This window comes from Amycolatopsis sp. NPDC000009 (assembly GCF_055563465.1).
Genome location: NZ_JBVHDI010000006.1, coordinates 110938 through 128562, shown reverse-complemented (window position 1 = coordinate 128562; position 17625 = coordinate 110938). Strand labels below are relative to the sequence as shown.

Genomic DNA, 17625 nt, shown 5'->3' with positions numbered 1-17625 from the left:
CGGACACCCGGCGCGGCAGGCCGCCCAATCACCGCGGGAACGCTGCAACGCATCCATGCCACCTTGCGCGCGGCGGTCCGGCGCGGCCCGATCGACCGCAATCCCGCGCAGTTCGTCGAGCTCCCCCGCCACAGGCGCCACACGCCGTGGTATGGACGCCACCACGGGTCGCCCTGTGGCGAGCGACCGGGGACCGGCCGCCAGTCGCGGTGTGGACCGCCGCACAGACCGCGACGTTCCTGCGGACGATCCGCGACCACCGGCTCTACCCGCTGTTCCACCTGCTGGCGTTGCTGGGCCTGCGCCGCGACGAGGTGATCAGGCTGCAGTGGAGCGATGTCGACCTCGATGGCGGGTACCTGACGGTGTCGCATCAGATCCAGCAGGTCGGCGCGACCATCGAGATCGGCAAGCCCAAGAGCGACACCAGCAAGATCCACAAACGAGAACATCCCCGCTGATCAGCGGGGATGTTCGAAGAGTGGGCCGCCTGGGGCTCGAACCCAGAACCTACGGATTAAAAGTTTGCGACTACCCGGTGTCGCCGAGTGTCGCTTAGTGTCAACCTGCCCCGGTAGTACAGGTTGACACGAGAGACGTTCATCTTCGAGTGCCGTCTAATGCCTGCCTGTGCCGGGCAATGCTTCGGCACAGGAGCACCCGGGGAGCACCCTGCGGCGGGTGTACCCAGCTGCCAGTTGCGAGGCTGCCGGTCTCGTCGGTACTGCAAGCCTGTCACGCCTCGGGTGGTCGTTCCGGCCACGATGCCGTCGCACCGACCGGCTCAGAGCTGATCCGCCCGACGCCACGACTTAGCCGTTCGACCTCGGTGAGCTGTGTGGCGCCACCACCTGTCGAGGTTGTGACGCCCTCAAAGCGCTACCCAGCCCCAGTCGCAGGGTGACCCGGGTGGGTTCACACCAAGCTGCCCTGTTGCTGCTCCAAAACGCCGTTCGTGACTGCCCGGCTGAGCACCTCAGCAGCACCGCCGTCGTCGTCGTTCACAAAGACCCGCACCTGAGTCTGTGCGCGACTTAGAGCCAAATACAGGAGTGACAGCAACCTGGTGCGTTCGCTGGGAGCGGTTCTGGTCACGTCCATGTCCGGAACACCCGCGATTAGGACGATGTCGAACTGAAGTCCGGCCAGGTATTCCGCAGGCCCGACCACAAGACCACGGTTTCGGTAGCCGATTCCCTCGATGTCGGTCCGGCCGGAGATCGTCGACACGTGGTACTTCCCCGACGTGGCGATCCGAGACGCGAGTTCGCTGAACCGGTGCCAGTGACGGCCGTCCACCACGGCCAACGCAATACGACCTGCTGGATACAGCTTCTGCACCGCCTTGGCGATGTCCGTGTCTTCACCTTCTCGCGAGGCTGCCTTGTTCAATAGGGGAATCGGACCGGGCTCCTGTGCCGATTCCACCGCAGCGAAGTCGATCTGCCAATCCGCCCCCAGGTCCAACGTCGGGAACTCGTGGTGAACGTGCTTGATCAGATCCAGGATTTGGGGAGTGAACCGGTGCACCGTCGTCAGTTCGAAGTTAGTCACGTCGCCGATGCTGTCCTCAAACGCGCCCGACGAAGATCGAGTTTCATCTGCGGCTACCCCGATGAATGCTTCGGACGGAGACTGCCGCGGATCGACGGCCATGAACACGCGCGGGTAGATGCTCACGTCCCGCGACAGGTAGTGGAGCACCTGTCGCTCCAGCGGACTGAACAGGTGGAACTCGTCCACGAAGATCAGGTCGTAGCCTTGAATCTTGCGCACCCGATTCCACGCATGAGTTTCCAGGTGGCTGAGCAGGTCCGCCAGCACCTGGTCCGACGTCAGCGTCGAGCGCGCGTCCAGGTTCTCCATGTACTTCGTGTACAACGCGAAGACGACTCGCTTGTCGTCTCGTGTTTGCAACGGGAGCATCCACCCAGCTCTGGGCAACTGGACGTACCGTGACTCGGCGCCGGCGCCGGGGAAGATCGCGGCGGCGCCGATGACAGATCCGAATTCAAGCAGCAGGTCCCACGCCAGCGCTTTCCGGTCGTCGGGCTCCGCAGAGTCGAACCTGGCACGCAGACCGTGGTTGACCCGTGCTCGGTAGGTAACCCAGTCGCCGGTGACGAAGTCGTCCAGCACATCGAGGATCTCGTTCAGCTGATCCTGCTTGCCGCTGAAACTGTCGTCGGCCGCGAGACTGTACCCCGACTTGTCATTGGCGTAATGCGGCGAGATCAACTTGGCGATTTCCAGAAGCGGGAAGACATCGATTTCCGGAAGCGTCCCCTTCCCCATGGAGTCGATGGAATCCGAGATCGCCGTGGCCAAGGACCAGCTATGGGTCACTACCAGTACACGTAGCTCGCTCCCGGCACCCCGGGCGTCGAGTACCTCTCTGATCGCCTTGAGCGACAACGCCAGCGTCTTGCCCGAACCCGCAGGTCCGCGCAAGCGAATCGACTTGTCGGTTGTGGCTTCGATGAAGGATCGTTGATCTGCGGTGATCTCCGTCAGCCACTGTTCGTAGGACCACCCCTTCGTCGTCGATTGCTCCAGGTGTCCCAGCTCGATCTGGACGTCGTTTGACTCGGACCGCTTCGCCAGTTCGACCCACTCGGCGCACTCCGCGACTGCGGATTCCCAGTCTTGCTTCCACCGCGACGGCAGGGAAGGCTTGTTGGCCTCGAACTCCTCCAGGATCGCTGGCCGGTCCGACCTCGCCATTCCCCAGAGGACGATGTCCGGCGGCGCGCCGGGCAGCACCTCTGCGATCCACCGCCGCCCCTCGATGTCGCCGCGCTGCCCGGCAAAGAACGTGATCAGGTTGTTGCGCTTGTACTGGTGCCAACCATGCGGCAGCGTCAGCGGCCCATTCGCGCGAGCGCGTTCGGCGAACGAAGCAACGCGGCTCAGCACGTCACCTTTGAGATCGGCGGGATGGGCAGGAACGGTGCGTTCCCTGGTGTCTGACTGTCTTATCACGACGATACGCTGCTCATCGGCCGTGTCCTCCACGTGCACAAGGACGTCGACGTCGACGCCGGTGTACTCGAACAGCAGCGGTGATGCTGGGATGGCCTCCCGGGACAGTCCTGTAGCGAGTTCCTTGAGCGCGTTGACTGTGGTGATGAGCGGCTTCACCGGCAGATCTCTCCCAGATAATCGGAATGGAGGTTGCGCATCTCTTCGTATGAGGTGGGGAGACCGATCGACATGAAGACGAGTGCAAACCGCTGAACGAGTGCGTGGGTGTACCGGTCCTGGAGGCGCGCGATGCGCCGGTACGTCGCGGCGGTCCTGGTCGGCCCGATCGCGATCTCGTCCTCTGCTACTGCTCGAGGTGGCGCAGGTAGGCGAAGTAGCCAAGGTCGTTGGCCGGTGCGATCGCAGAGAGGAACAGTGCGTCACCCGGCGGCTGCGAGTAGGGCGTCTTCAGCGCCTGGACCATCGCATTGACGATATTGTCGCGCTTCTTCGCATTGGGTGCACCTGCCTGGGCCTCGATCAGAGCCTTGACTGCCTCGTCCAAGGTCACCGCGTCCTGGCTTGCCAGGCGGATCGATTCCAGTGCTGCCGTGGCTGTGTCCGCGTTTGGGCCGGTCAGGCCCAGCGCGGCGACGATCTCACTTGGGGCCGCTTCGCATGGCCATTCCGCGAGCCGCTCGTCGGAGATGTTAGGCCCGGCAGAGGGCAGAACCGTGCGCAGCTCGCCGATAAATTTCCTCACTGCGGTCTCGCGCAGACCGGGAACCTTCATCTCCATCAGGTACTCCCGCGCAGTGAGCAGAGGAACACACGTCACCCGTCCCCGGTGCTTGGCGTGTTCGAGGTCGCAGTCGGCAGTAAGCACGAGCAGGTGACGCCGTCAGCAGGACGCCGCGGTGTCCACTGCCTCCAGCACATCGCCCTGCCTGAGCGGGTCAGTGACGCTGGTTTCTCGATACTCCGAAAATAGTTCCGTCAACTGTTCCTCCAGCGGGCCGAGGTGGTCACTCCCTCTGCTTTGTACGCCGGTGAGGGAGTTTACTGCTTACCCAGCCTGGCTACGGGAACTTGGCTGCCTGATGGTGCTGGTGCGGCGCCACCGAAAAACCGAGTGGGTAGTCCTGTGGGGCCTTCGGCTGGTGGCGCTCGACGAAGAACCTTGATGGTGTCCCGGAGCCGGAGATGGCGCTGAACCTGCATGACTGCCACGCCGTGTCGCTGGGTATCAGTAAGGTCGAGCGCGACGGCGATCAAGCTTCTCCCAGGCTGTACTAACAGATGGTCACGGAGGACCGCCGACTCCGGCTGCTCGGGTACGAGGTCTACTGATTTGGTGAGTTCGGCTGGCAACCCGCTGCCGGCTACCGGGCTCTGCGGCTCCAGCTTCGTTTCGACAAGGCCACCGGCATCCTCACTGCCGCCGCTCTTCCCGTCGTCCACGTCGGACGACCGACGTCCAGCGATTGGATCCGTGCCGCGATACCTCTCGTCGACTGAGGACCTCCAGGCACCGCCGAGCGCGATCTCGAGGCGTGACCGACTGGCTAATGTGGTGACGCTGCCGGTGTCCCGTCGAGGGGAGGAATGCGGATGGTCCAGGTCGGAGACGAGCAGATTTATCGCATCCGGGACTTCGACTCCTCGCAACGTGTCCGTGTCGTCGCGATCGAGATGCAAAAGAAGGCCGCGAAGTACGAGATCGAATTCCTGGACGGTGAGAGCCCCGGGAAGCGGGAGAAGGTTCCCGGGAAACGGCTCCGTGGGGCGTGGTCCGGAGTGCGTGAGTACGACGAGCTGATGGCGAACTGGGAACGGCTCGCCGCGTTCGAGCTGACCGATCCGGAGGAAGCGGGCGTCGAGACCGTGTTCAGGGAGTTGATCCCGGATGAGGTCGCGACCTGGGAGTGGTCGGCTCTGGTGCGATGGGTCACCACAATCCACGACCCAGTCGCGCTCGAGCCGCTCATCGGGATCCCCGTCAGCGAACTCCTCGGCCAGGTCGATTCGTTCACGACCGAGGACAGCACGGTGGTGTCCCCCGCGGGCACGCTCATGATCGCCGAGTACGCCTGCCGGGTGAACCCGATGCCGATCCTGGACGGCGTGATCGAGGAGGAACGGCAGTGCCGGGAAAAGACCAAGCGTGGCGAGTCCTACACGGGCCACGACGGACAGAAGAGGACGTCGGATCCGGACTGGGAGTACCGGTGGTACCTCGAACACGACAGGCCTCGGCACGAACTGCTGCGGGGCTGGTGTGGTCATCGCGCCGTCACCATGCAGGAACGGCTAGCTGCGGCCGAGGCGGAGGTGCAGCGCCTGGACGTGCTCATCACCCGGCTCATCGACCAGATGAAAGAACACGAACACAGCCATTTCGCCGAGGTGATGGAACGCGTGCATGAGGAAGAGCGGATCACCCCGGCCAACTACCGCCCTGTCGTCGACCGTCCACTAAAACCGTCGGAGATCCCCGTCCGGTACGAACGCGCGCCACGACGCTGGGGATATCGCCGCTGGTGAGCGTCACCGGTTCCTGAAAGCCTGCACCTCACTCGTGGTCGGCATGCCCAGGAGAAGGTGAGGACGGACCGCGCGGTCGGGAAACGGGTCCAGCGCGTCGGCGACCTTCATGATCCGGTCCGCCCAGTCCATCGCATCCGCACGACACTCCGCAGTCAGCGATGACGCCCGCCGGCGCACCTCCGCCGCATAAGCACGCAGCTGGCCGGCCTCGGCCCAGCGACTCGCTTGACTCCGCGCCTCCTCATCGATCAGCTGCTCCCGCTGCGCGAGCGCGGCGCGGTGCTCTGCCTCGGCCTGACGTTTCGCGCGTTCGACCCGCTCCAGCTCCGCCTGACGCTGCCGTTCCTCAGCCGCCGCTCGCCGCACCGCCAAGTCACCGAGCCGGAGCCGGACTTCCTCCAGAATCTCCACGAGATCGTCTTCCAGACGATGCTCGTCGGTGTCCTTCCAGCTGTCGGCCCAGAACCGCCCGCCGCCGGACAAGACAATCCCGAGGTGCTCATCCGGGACCTGGTCGAAGTCCGGGAACATGAAGCCCTGCCGCGCTCGCTTGAGCTCCCGTTCTGTCGGCTCGTGCGGACGCTGCAGCGTGGCCTGGGTGAATCGGAGCCAAACCTCGTCCCGGTCGAGAGCGAACCGGACCTCATTCTGATGGTCGCCTTTTCCCGCGTATCCGCGTGTGTGCCGCTCGGTCTGGAGCGACACGGTCATCCCGATCTCACCTGCACCCCGGACCAGGGCCTCGAGCAGGCGGAACGCTCGGTCACGCGGCGCTCCCTGGACGGAGAATTCCTCCAGCTCCATGCTCGCCTGAACCACATCGGTCGGGTCCGGGAGTGTCTTGGACGCGGCTCGAGCGGTCAGTCTGGTGTGCCACTCGGGCGGCGACCCCAGAGTGATCGCCAGCCAGTATCTACCGTCGTGCCGAACGTATTCGAACGACAGCCGCTGGCCCTCCGCGATCCGCCCGAACCGCCTTGCCGAAGCCGCGAGCTGGCGTTGCTTGGACACCTGGTCAGGCGACACCAGGACACGATGATCGACCGCATCATGGAGCTTCTGCATGAACTGGTCGACAGGCCCTCGCTTCTGCGCGACCGCCTTCACCCGCGGCGTAACAACAGGTCGAGCCGCAGCAGGCTCAGAGTGCTGCTGGACGCCTGGTGCCGATGTCTGGCGACTCTGCTCGGGCTTCTTCTCGCCAGACGAGGACCGGCGGTGGTCTTCGCGGGATGAATACGAGTCGTTCTCGAGGTAGTAGATGCCTTCCTTGGTGATCGAGGCAACCCAAGACTGACCATGGCCTTTCACCAGGAGCAGGCCGCGGCTTTGCAGCGCACGAGCTACCAGGCGGTGCGACCAATCCTCGTAGACTCCTGTCGCGCACCCATCCCGCACCCACGCGAGGACTTCCCGCTGAGCCGCATTGAGCGGCGCCTTCCGACTGGTCATCTACCCTCCCCTCGAAGGAACCGTCCACGGTCGTCACGAGTCACAGTGCTAGCGAGTGCCGCCGACAGTGCTCAGCCATGCCTCGAAGGTGACCGTCTTGCGAGGCGGCGTGTCAAGGTGGCCGGCAACAGCTTCCCATCGAGCTGCGTCGTCGCCGCACACGTCGATGATCATGTTGGCCGTCAGTTCCGACTGCTCCGCGCTGTCCAGGACGCGGTGAGCAGGCAGGGCACGCAGGACGTCAGGGGTGGTGAAGCGCGACCGGAGAAGAGCCTCACAGGTGGTGTCGCGTTGTTCGGCTCGAGCCCGCAGGTACTTGAGGTGTCCGCGGAGTTCAGCTACCGGGTCTTCGGACTCGGCGAGCTCAGCATCGGAGGGGACGTGAATGAGCTCAGGACGGCCGGCGTCGGCCGCTCGACGAAGTCCGTCCACCTGGGCGCGTGCCGCGGCTCGCAGGTCACCATCGCCGTGCTGCTCGACAGACAGGAGCGCAGGCTCATCCAAGACAGGAAGCAGCGCGACCAATTCGGCGCGCGGCGTCGCGGGGTTGGCCGTCAGTGCCGCGACCGTGCCGACCCGTTCCTCCTCCCACGAAGGCCCGTCCTGACGCTGCCACGTCACATAGCCCGGCTTGGTGGCGCGACGCGTCGCCGCGACCGCACCGGACAGCAAGGCCGTGTCGTCGCTCAACTCCGCCAGCGCAGTGAGCTCCGGCCAATGTGTGAAGCGGCCGTCCGGCGCCCAGCCGTCCTCGACAGCTTCCTGCACGACCCGACGCAGCTCCGCCGGAGCTATATCGCGCAGACGCGGCCAGCGGCGCACCCGGGCTGCAGCTTGGGACAGCCGCACCCCCGCGAACAAGTCATCGCCATCCCGCAGGTCGTCATTGGTCACCTCGGGCAGGCACGCGGCCAGAACGTCGTCGGTCAGCCGTTCGGCATGGTCGAGGAGGATACGCCGAACATGCCCGGCATCCTTGCCGTCGCGAGCGAGTTGCTCCCACAGTTCCGGCGCCGGCTCAAGAAGCTGCCACGCCTTCCCCTCGCGCCTGCGTACCTCTTCAGCAAGCTGCTCCATCGCCTGCCGCTGCTCCCACTTGGACATCTCAGTCAGCCGAGGCCGCGGAGCCGTCTCGGTCAACGCAGCATGGATCAGCGCGATCCGGATTACGGAAGGCAGCGAGCCGAAGTTCCGGGTCCACCTCGCTACGAGATGGTCGACGTCACCGACGTCCACCCGAGAAGCCAGCTCGGTGGCACGATCCCGCCAGCCCTGTTCCTCGCAGTACAGAACCAGACCAGCGAACGCACTATGGGCCTCTGCGGCAACCTCGAGCAAGGCAGGAGCCGCAGGCCATCGCTCCAGAACGTCCACGACCAGGTAGCGCGAAGCGCGGCGGATGATCTCGCCCCGCAGTTCATCGTCGAGATCGCTCCGCTCGGCCACATCCACGATGTGTGCAGGTGCCAACGCCGCAACCATAGCGATCACACCCCGCAACTGAGGACGCGACAGATCCGGAGCACAGACCAGGGCGGCGAGAACCGGAGATTCCATGCCGACAGCGTGACACGAGATCCATCTCGCCATGGCCACACGATCGGCGTCGCGACCCAGCACTCGGGGCGGTGCCTCGCCAGGCGCCGCCCCGAGTGCTGGTGCAGGGTATGCCGATGACCTGGCAGCAACCCTGGCCACCGTTCGATCTGTCCGAATATCGGCACCTGGGCGATCCACTGGCCGAGCACGAACTGACCCGTGGCGACCACCGGCGCCAAGCCGACTACGTCGCCATGGTCGAACATGTCCGCACGACGGTGGCCACCCTTCCCCCACTATCACACGACCAGATCCAAGGCCTGGCCGCTATTACGCGCCGGATCGCTCAACAGCCGCGAAGCAACCTGATGCGCTGGCGGCTGCGTCTCTACTGCAGCCACGTGATCGAGCGGACCGCTCACCGCGAGAACAAGTACGTCCACGACGCGTTCGGTGGCGAATGTCCGTGCCCGACCTGCGGGCTCAACCCCTCGACCATCATCGCGGCCACGCCGCTCGGCCTCGCCGCGCCGGAGCAGCCGCACACCACCGATACCGGCGCACTCGAGAGGGAACTCGCGCGCCTGGAGAAACGACTCTCCGCCGTCGAGCAGGAACGGCAAGAACTCACACACCGCGCAATCGTGCTACGGCAGCAGTTGGAGACGATCCGGCCCTGCACAGACCAGGAACACCAGTACACAGCTCGTCCCGCCGCGACAGTCCTGCATCGACGCAATTGCCGCCACCTCACCAGCTACCGAACGACCTCACCTGGCCGCGAGCTTCTCCGGCTCAACACATCCCAAGCCGACGAGTGGTTACGAGCGAACCCAGATCGACGTCCGTGCCAGACATGCCAGCCCACACCACGCGACTAGCATCGCCGTCGTTGCCGTGACTGGTCACCTCCGTGCTGTGCCACGCGCAGTCGCAACGGCCGCGGTGACCACGCGTTTGTCAACGGTCCTTATCACCCTGACCAGCCACCGCGCCACCCGCTACCTCGACACCGCGCTTGCCAACCTGGAGCCGTCGTGAAAGCACATCGGCCATCCCAAGGCGGCGGCCAGGCCGCCGTAGATGTCGTGTTGCCAATAGCTCAGAACGGTAAGGGCGAAGGCTATCGGCCGCGTCCGAACGCGGCCATGTAGATCGGACCCACTTGGTGGTCCTTGATGTCGTGTCCTGTGTCGTCATTCGGTCGTCATGGCAGCCAGTCAGAGGCCGCACGCGGTGGACGGTGCCGTGGCGGTGCCGTTCTTGTCGAGGATCTGTATGTGGCGCGTCGCGGGGTCGAGGACGACCCAGCCTCGGTCGGCGACGGCGAGGGCATAGCCGGGCCGGAATGCGATGTGGCCTGCCGTGGTGGAGCGGATGCAGTCGCGGGGAACCCACGGTGTGTCGCTTTGGACAGCGGCGATCATGCCAATCATGAGCGCGAGCAGACCGAGAAATGGCAGGGTCATGCCGATGGGCCGGACAACACGATCGACGCGAGACCGTATGACGGCGATAGTTCGGGATGCCCGGGCCGGGTCTTGGGCGACCAGTTGGCGGTACTGGTCGGGCACCATGGTCGACACAGTGACGACTGCGCCAACCAGGCACACGGCGGTGACCGCACCGACGATCGGTGGGCCGATGATGGTGATCACGAGTGCCGGCAGGAGAGGGCCGACGGCACTGACCGTGAATTTGATCATTGCGCCGAGGGTGCCGAGCATGAGGTCGCGTCCCTGGCGGGTGCTTTCCATGCCGGTTTCGTAGAGCACGACGGAGCTCAGGTAGCCGCCGATCGACGCGGCGAGGCCACCGGCGACCATCAGGGTCCAGGGATGCCAGGCGATCAACGTGCCGATGGCGACGCGAAGCCAGTCGGACAGCGTGATCGAGCTGGCCACCTGCCAGATATCGGTGCTGTGGTAATCGGTGACCGCCGCGATCCGCCACACCACGAACGCCGGTCCGGCGACGGACAACAGCTTGGCTACGCGCTTCCATGACAGATGCCGCCACCACGTGAGGGTGAGGCGCTCCGACAGCGCGTGCTCAGATTCGCGTATCCACGACGCCGGATCAAGGTCGGCCGGATCAAGGTCGGTGTTCTCATCATCGTCGGACGGAATACCAGCGAGTCGCCGGGTCGCGGCGGGGTCGACGAGCGGGTCGAGGACCATCATGGTCAGGACCCAAGGAGCATGGGCTTGCGAATAGGTGGCGGATTCGTCGCGTGAGCAGGGCGCCCACCAGTGTTCGTACACAAGGTTGAAATCCCGCCACTGACGCCCGGTGAACGAGTTGATGACGAGGTAGGCCCGTATCATGCTGACGTCCGCCAGCAAGTTCGCGTCGGAGATGTGCCGCAACCAGGCGGGTACGCAGACCAGAACGAGCACGGCAACCCCGGCCATGTGCGCCGTGCCGCTGTGAGTGAGCAACATGCTCAGCGAGACCGTGAGACCGAGTCCGGAGATCATCAAGGTCACGCCGAGCCGCTTCGCCAGCAGTGAGCTTGGGCGGCTTGCTGCCGTTGCTTGTTGCACGCGGAGCCGTATGCGGACGTCATCGTGCCTGTCCAGCGTGACCGCTCCGGTGGCCATCCATCGGGTCTGATCGCGGGACGGCAAATGGACAAGGCCTCTGGTCGGTGCCTTGGGCGGAGCGTCCAGGCACATCTCGATTGCCTTGGTGTAGCACGCTTGCGCGAATTCGCGGCACTGCGTAGCCAGCGATTCGGACGGTTCCGCCGCGTTATCGCGCAGGGACAGGGCGAGCGTCCACAGGCGGTGATCGAACGACGAGCCACCGAAGTGTCCGAGTGCGCTGCGAGCGCAGCAGACGTGGCGAAACAGGGAACGCGCCGAGGTGTTGACGATATCGGTGGGGAGGATCGCGTGGTGTCGCCGATTCTGCCGGGCGATGCTGGGCCGAGCGGCAATACCGGTAACAAGAGCGGCGGTAGCCAGGGCTGCGGCGAGGATGGGGGCAATCCAGGTCAGCAGGTTGGACGACATAGCCGGTGCCAGTCGATTCCACACCGTGGCCATGGTGATTATGACCCCCGCCACCAAGAACGCCACCGCGCCCCAGAGCACGCTCGCGCGCATCACCCAGCTCGGGGCTGCCCACGTCCACGATGACGCGCGGACGAGCCGAATCTCGCTGTCTTCGAGGCTCGGATCGATCACGGCCGCGGGTTGCCATGCGACACCCACCGACAGCTCTCGTCCCGACTTCTCACACTGCTCCGTGTTCGGACTAACGGGTGTAGCACTGCCTTCGTCAACAGCCTCCGACATTGGCCGCCCCTTTTTCTACTTCGTAGGCTTGATTGGAAGAAATGATTCGGGCTTCGATGCCGTGTTGTCGACACAGGGCTACCGCGTGCGGGCCGCCGTAGAGCTGAAGCGGCTGATCGGTTCACTGCAGTGGGGCGAGGTTTTGGTGTTGACGGAATGTGGAGATCATCGACCAGGCGAGGAGTGGTTCGACGGCGAGTGCTCGTCGAGCGGCGGCGAGGGTTTCCAAGTGCGGGAGCATCCCAGGGATACAAACGTTGGTGAGGGTCTCCTGGTTGAGCGTGTCGCTGAACAGCTCAGTGAGAGTCGCGGACAAATAGCAGAAGCTCGCCGCTTCGTGACGCAGTTTCGTTAGGTCCGGGTTGACTTCGTCGTCTTTGTCGTTGTGCAGCGTGAGGGAGAGTTCCATAAGCCTATGCGTGAGAGCGACGGTGTCAGGCCGGGTGAGCCCGCCGACGATGTTGAGAGTGACGATCAGTTCGGAGGGGGCAGGTCCTGCCGGGAGCTGCTGGGCGGCATGGGAGAAAGCACGGAGTTTCGCTGCGACGTCGGCGGCGATGATGCGGCTGGTGACTTCTTGCAGGCGAATGCCGCGGTGCTCGCGGTGCAGGTCGTCCAGTGCCGCGGCTGAGCGGGCGAGCTCGCGGGGGATGCCAGCCGACAAGCAGTGGCAGAGACAGGAGAAGGGGGTCGGCAGCCCGATGACCTGCCTGTCGAGCCATTGCTGGGATTCCTCCAGGGTGAACGGCTCGACCGCGATCATCGTGGTAAATGCGCTGTCGAGTGCGTCACGGACGGGAATACCACGCCGTTCGAAGGAGGCGAGCGCGTCGTCGGAGACAGACACGAGGAAGACACAGTTCTCGACACCGAAAACGGTCTTGATGTCATTGACGAACTCGTGTGCCTGAGCGGGGTCGGCGAACTTGTCGAGTTCGTCGATCGCGATCGTGATGCCACTGGCTTCTCCGGCGCGGATCAGGACGGCGGCAGCGCGGTCGAGGAAGTCGCGCAGCTGATCGACCACCTCTGGCTGGGTCAGCGGCTGTTCGGCGTGGGCGATTGAGCGGTTCACGGTCAGGCCAAGGGTTTTCGGTGCGTCGATCTTGCCGGACCATCCGCTGGTGTGGGTTTGCAGGAACCGGATCTTGCGGAGTTGGTCGGCCGCCATCAGAGCCAGTGCCCGCACCGAACGATCCAGCTGCGGCAGCCGCACTCCCTCGTCGATTCCGGTCAGCGTTTGTGCCCGGTGCGCCGGGGCCGACACGGGCCCGGGCCTCCATGGCAGGTGAAACCGGTCGGCAACGTCGCGAACTATCTGCCGCAACCTGTACCGGGCCGGTGAGGTACGCCAGCGATCCCGAAACGCTTTTCCGGCAGAAATCCAGGCCACTACGCGCTGGACCGCCCACCGCGCAGCCGGGGCGGCCACGATGGCAAGCAGGTTGACCGCCGCCGCCAGCACGAACAAGGTCATCGTGCCCAGAGCTGCCCAGCGGCGCAGCTCGGTGATCGACGTCGGCTGGTGCAGCGCCGGTCCGGACCCGAGCACGGCGCTGAGTACGGGCGTCAGGTCCGCGACGTAGGAGTGCGGCAGCGTCGCGATGTCCCGGTACCATAACAAACCGCTGAGCGCGGCTCCGAGCAGCAGGAAGCCCGTAGCGCGCACCAGATGCCAGGCGGTCTCACGCCAATGGGTCCGCCGGCCTGCAGCCGCATAGTGAGAGGCCCACCGATCGTGTGTCCCCGGCAACGTGCCACCGGCGCCACCGATGCGGGCGAGCACCGCACGGCAAATCACCGTGTGCAGGTGCAGCACGAACTCCCGCAGCTCGTACCGGGCCGGTGCGGGCACGACGACCGTCAGTCGATCGGCCTGTTGGACCTCCGGCATCATCCCAGTGGCCAGCGCGTGCAACAGCGTGGTCTTCCCGACGCCACGTCGGCCGGCCAGGGCGATCGCACCAGAGGTGATGCGGGTGAGTTCGCGGCGCAGGTGCTCGACCGCGCCGGTGGTGATGATGAAGGAAAGCGCGCCGCTGGCACGCAGCCCGGAGGCGTCACGGATGGTCAGCTTGTGGCTGAAGGTCCGCTGCGAGCCGTTGTTGATCCGTTGCCGAATTTCTGGAAGCACAAGCTCGTCGCGTACGGTCTTCTTCCAGTCGTAGCGGAGTTTGGAAACTCCCCAGCGGAGTTTGCGTCGGTGCCTTCCCCACTGCAGGCGCCGCCAGGTCGTCTCACTGAGTCCGCGTGGCAGCATCACCTTTCTGGTTAGCGGTTCGCCGTGGTACATGGCGACCGCGACCAGGATCATGAACGCAACCTGCAACCAGAGCACTGCGGGCATAAGCAGCACCGAGACGGCTGCTGCGACGGCCCACGGGTAAACGACCACACCGAGCCAGAACACGCGGCGGCGGTCGCTATCCGGCAACCACCACATGCCATCGTCGAACCACGGCGGGGCGTCACGTGTGTGCTCATCCAGGGAGGTTGCCCGCTCGGCAACGTGCGCGTAGCGCGCTCTCAGCCGACGCCGGAAATTGTTGTCGTCGAGCAGGTCCGCCTTGAGCTGGTCGACGGCGGTGGACGGCCAGCTGAGTTCGGAAAAGATCTCCTGCAACTCAGCGGATCCGGTGACCTCGTCGAGGATCGCGACGAGATCCCGCTTCAGCTGCTCCTCCAGCCGAGGTGTCCAATCGCCGGTCCCCATCCATCCCCCTCGCTGCGTCTGCACAGTCACACCCAGCAGGCGACGTCACAGCCAGTCGGTCCCGAATGGGAGCAGGGCTGTGCACGGTCGTGACCATCTCACAACACCGAGTGACCGGACATGACGCTAGCCACCACCTGACTGCTTGAGCAACCACCTCTTCGCGGCAATCTCGAGCTCATACGCCCGGCGTGGGCCAGCCCGCCGTCCTGGTTGACGAAGCGATGCGCGGCAGGTTCTACGCCTTCAAGACAGCCTGTCCGTGCCTAGCCACCTACCTGATCCACACCGAGCCGGACGGCGCGCACGGCAAAGCCGCCGACACCGCAGAGACAATCTCGGAACTATCACCAGCCGTCCGGTGGGTGCCAGCTGAGACAGCCAGTTGATGGGAATCCCGTAAGCGCCAACGGAGGCAATGACGTGGTCGTAAGGTGCGACGGGCTCGTGTCCACGGGCGCCGTCGCCGAACACGACCTCGGCATTCCCGACGTCGGCGGCAGCAAGGCGCACACCGGCTTACTTGACGATGTTGGTGTCCACATCGATTACGGTGACGCGGCCGTCCTTGCCGGTCAGGTGCGGTCCCCGTGGCCCATCAGGTTGGGCACACCGGCGGCGGCCACAACGATCCGGGCTTCGGCGCTGTGGGCGCCGTGTCCGGTTGCACGTCCTCGCCGACTGGGGAGAGAACAATCCTCCCCGTGGCCGCAATCGTCTACATTGGACAGACGAATTGGGCGTCGATCGAGTCGGGCAGTTATGTGCAGGCTCACGGCTGGTTTTTCGGTCGGTGTGTGGTGGTTTCGGTCCAGTAGCCGGGGTTGCGGCCGTAGTCGGGGGTGGTGAAGGCGCGGTCCCAGGGTGCGTCGGGGGCGAGGAGCTCTTGCCAGGGTGCGATTTCGGTGTAGAGCACGCGCATGGAGTTGAGGGCGGCGTGGTGAAGGTCGGGGCCGTCGGTGGACACGGCGTTGTCGGGGACGGCGACTTCGAAGTTGTGGGCGAGCGCGGCGCGGACGGTGGCTTCGACGCACACGTTGGTTTGCAAGCCCGCCACGATCAACCGCGACACGTTCAGGTTACGGAGCAGGGGTTCGAGTTCGGTGTAGTCGAACAAGCTCGCCCGCGTCTTGTCCAGCACCACCTCCCCGGGCTGCGGCGTGAGCGCGTCCATGATGTGCCGTTTCCACTCCTGCTGTTCCGCCGAGATCCGGGGCAGGCGATCGGCTCGGTGCTGTATGAGCCGCGCGTAGCGCGGGTTATCCCCGAGCGGCCCGGCGGCGCTGCCCACCGAGCGTGAGTAGATCACCGGCACCTGCCGCTCTCGCGCGGCCGCCAGCAGTTCGGCACACGCCGCGATGGTGTCAGGCAGCCGCCAAATCGGTGGCCAGCCGAGCGCGTCCCGTACGCCGTCGTCGGCGAGGTAGCCATTCTGCATATCGATCATCAACAGGGCGGTATCGCTCATCGTCAGCCTCTTCTCTGTTGCGTGCCTCAATGCTTCGGAGGGCAGTGTTCGCCCCGACGCCCCGATGCGCATCGGGGAGGACAACACCCGGAGCGGGGGTTATCAATAGATCAGGCGGTCACGTAGCTGGGCGGATTCGGCGGGCACGGGATCGAGGAATTCGGCCGTGGCACGTTCAATTGACCACGTCGCTGGCGCCCTCGACCAGACCAGACGGAGGGGCTGAACTGCGGTTATCCGAGCGCTGGTCGTCTGCGCGGGTGGCGACACGGCAGCGCGAGTGCGATCATGGACGGTCCACCCGCCGGGGAGTGAATGGGGAGTTCACGATGGTGATGACCACGCACGAGGACGTCCGCACCGGATTCAGCGCCGCGATCCTGGTCGGAATCGGCGATGACGACAACGTCGACTGCGTCGCAGAGCAGGACTTCGACACCGAAGACCAGGCCCGCCGCTGGATCGAGCAGACCCTGCCCACCGCCGCGCTGCCGGACTGGGTGCACCAGCGCCCGCACGGCGCGGCGGGCGCGTTCCTGTTCGGCACCTACCAGCAAGGATTCCGCGTCCACGAGGGCGACGTCTCCCGCTGGGAGCCTTTCCCGGACGACGCCGAAGAGCGCACCGCCGACCTGCTTGATGGGACGGTGCGCTGGTGGCCGATCAGCCGGAAGCGGTGGTAGCTGCCCGTCGCTGCGCGAGAGTCCCGTCCGGCCATGGCGCGTTCGCGGGAGCCACGACGACATTCCAGCGGGCGAGCCCGCCGCCATAGCGATCCGGAGACCGGCGCGGTAGTCGCCGTGCTGGAGGTGGCGGGTACTTCGGTGGTAGTCGCTGATCGCGACGCGCAGCGGGTCGCCGGTCTGCTTCGCGAGGGCGACATGGGGTTCGGAGGCGATCGCGGCGAGGTCGCGTTGCCGGAAGCGGCCTGCGACCGTGGCGGCGAGGCAGTACGCGTCGTGGAGCGCGGCGCGCGCGGTTCACTGACGCGGTTGGGCTGGTCGGCCAGGGCATACAGGTGGTGCAGCATGGGTAGCTGCTCGGCGGCCTCGTTGTGGTGAAGTGCCAGCGCCTTCGCCGAGGCGAGGTCGAGGAGGCCGGTGATGGTGGTCAGGTCGAGGTCGTCGTAGGCGTCCAGGGCGCTACGTAGTTCGGCGATTCCGGCGGATTCGGCGCTTGGCTCGTCGACGATGAGGGCGCAGCGGTTGAAGCTGTCTGCCGGGAGATCAGCGACGAGTTCCTGCCTGTGGTTGTGGACTCCTTATGGCCAAGGTTTAAGCGTCCCGTTCGATGCGTTCGAAGATGTCGATGTCAGTGGCCTTCTGCCACTCGGGCAGGTCGTCCCAGTCCGCGACGTAGGACGGTTTCGGGTCGGGGAAGTGTTTGAAGATCTGACCGATCCAGCACAGGGCGACGAAGCGGCCCTTCTGGTCTGAGGTGAGCTTTGCCGTGGCGCCGTTCGTGGCGGTGATGAAGGCCAGTACTTGGTCGTACACGGCGGTGGCAGAGTCGCGTTCCCAGTCCGGTGTCTCGTCCCAGGGCGTGATGTAGCCGGGTTTCGGTTCACCGGGGTAGTGCTCGATGACTCCGGCGATCCAGGCTTCGCGGAACACGCGGCCACGGTCGTTGGGCATGCTGTA

The 17625-nt window shown here is 65.2% G+C and carries 14 protein-coding genes; 5 read left to right on the top strand and 9 right to left on the bottom strand.

Annotated elements, in window-relative coordinates:
• Nucleotides 1-209 precede the first annotated feature (209 nt).
• Nucleotides 210-461, top strand: coding sequence for a hypothetical protein (locus ACZ3HL_RS18640; RefSeq protein ID WP_465532455.1), 252 nt, complete (start codon nucleotides 210-212; stop codon nucleotides 459-461).
• Between the two features lie 454 nt (nucleotides 462-915).
• Here ACZ3HL_RS18640 and ACZ3HL_RS18635 read toward each other — a convergent pair whose 3' ends face one another.
• Nucleotides 916-3141 (bottom strand): DEAD/DEAH box helicase, encoded by a 2226-nt coding sequence (locus ACZ3HL_RS18635; RefSeq protein WP_465532453.1) that lies wholly within the window; start codon nucleotides 3139-3141, stop codon nucleotides 916-918.
• 187 nt (nucleotides 3142-3328) lie between these two features.
• A complete protein-coding gene (locus tag ACZ3HL_RS18630; RefSeq protein ID WP_465532451.1) occupies nucleotides 3329-3763 on the bottom strand; it encodes a hypothetical protein in 435 nt (144 codons plus the stop codon).
• An 812-nt stretch (nucleotides 3764-4575) separates the two neighbouring features.
• Here ACZ3HL_RS18630 and ACZ3HL_RS18625 point away from each other — a divergent pair.
• Nucleotides 4576-5508, top strand: a complete 933-nt coding sequence (locus ACZ3HL_RS18625) for a hypothetical protein (protein WP_465532449.1) — start codon at nucleotides 4576-4578, stop codon at nucleotides 5506-5508.
• A 3-nt stretch (nucleotides 5509-5511) separates the two neighbouring features.
• Here the strand turns inward: ACZ3HL_RS18625 and ACZ3HL_RS18620 are convergent, their stop codons facing one another.
• Nucleotides 5512-6963, bottom strand: coding sequence for a hypothetical protein (locus ACZ3HL_RS18620; protein WP_465532447.1), 1452 nt, complete (start codon nucleotides 6961-6963; stop codon nucleotides 5512-5514).
• Nucleotides 6964-7011: 48 nt separating this feature from the next.
• Nucleotides 7012-8520 carry a hypothetical protein gene (locus ACZ3HL_RS18615; protein ID WP_465532445.1) on the bottom strand — a complete coding sequence of 503 codons (1509 nt, stop codon included), beginning with the start codon at nucleotides 8518-8520 and terminating at the stop codon, nucleotides 7012-7014.
• A gap of 116 nt (nucleotides 8521-8636) precedes the next feature.
• On the opposite strand from ACZ3HL_RS18615, the gene ACZ3HL_RS18610 reads away from it, so the two are divergent.
• Nucleotides 8637-9383 carry a hypothetical protein gene (locus ACZ3HL_RS18610; protein WP_465532443.1) on the top strand — a complete coding sequence of 249 codons (747 nt, stop codon included), beginning with the start codon at nucleotides 8637-8639 and terminating at the stop codon, nucleotides 9381-9383.
• Nucleotides 9384-9722: 339 nt separating this feature from the next.
• Here the strand turns inward: ACZ3HL_RS18610 and ACZ3HL_RS18605 are convergent, their stop codons facing one another.
• The 4 genes from ACZ3HL_RS18605 to ACZ3HL_RS18590 form a co-directional block, all read right to left on the bottom strand.
• Nucleotides 9723-11693, bottom strand: a complete 1971-nt coding sequence (locus ACZ3HL_RS18605; protein ID WP_465532441.1) for a hypothetical protein — start codon at nucleotides 11691-11693, stop codon at nucleotides 9723-9725.
• A 232-nt stretch (nucleotides 11694-11925) separates the two neighbouring features.
• Nucleotides 11926-14517, bottom strand: coding sequence for a hypothetical protein (locus ACZ3HL_RS18600; RefSeq protein WP_465532439.1), 2592 nt, complete (start codon nucleotides 14515-14517; stop codon nucleotides 11926-11928).
• 246 nt (nucleotides 14518-14763) lie between these two features.
• The gene (locus ACZ3HL_RS18595; protein ID WP_465532783.1) at nucleotides 14764-14991 is read right to left on the bottom strand and encodes a hypothetical protein; all 228 of its coding nucleotides are present in this window, start codon (nucleotides 14989-14991) and stop codon (nucleotides 14764-14766) included.
• 298 nt (nucleotides 14992-15289) lie between these two features.
• Complete coding sequence (locus ACZ3HL_RS18590; protein ID WP_465532437.1) at nucleotides 15290-15985, bottom strand: cysteine hydrolase family protein; 696 nt, start codon at nucleotides 15983-15985, stop codon at nucleotides 15290-15292.
• A 329-nt stretch (nucleotides 15986-16314) separates the two neighbouring features.
• Between ACZ3HL_RS18590 and ACZ3HL_RS18585 the strand changes: the two genes are divergently transcribed.
• Both ACZ3HL_RS18585 and ACZ3HL_RS18580 read left to right on the top strand, forming a co-directional pair.
• Nucleotides 16315-16668, top strand: coding sequence for a hypothetical protein (locus ACZ3HL_RS18585; protein WP_465532435.1), 354 nt, complete (start codon nucleotides 16315-16317; stop codon nucleotides 16666-16668).
• A 33-nt stretch (nucleotides 16669-16701) separates the two neighbouring features.
• Nucleotides 16702-17046 (top strand): hypothetical protein, encoded by a 345-nt coding sequence (locus ACZ3HL_RS18580; protein ID WP_465532433.1) that lies wholly within the window; start codon nucleotides 16702-16704, stop codon nucleotides 17044-17046.
• 213 nt (nucleotides 17047-17259) lie between these two features.
• Here ACZ3HL_RS18580 and ACZ3HL_RS18575 read toward each other — a convergent pair whose 3' ends face one another.
• Nucleotides 17260-17619, bottom strand: a complete 360-nt coding sequence (locus tag ACZ3HL_RS18575) for a hypothetical protein (RefSeq protein WP_465532431.1) — start codon at nucleotides 17617-17619, stop codon at nucleotides 17260-17262.
• Nucleotides 17620-17625: the final 6 nt, after the last annotated feature.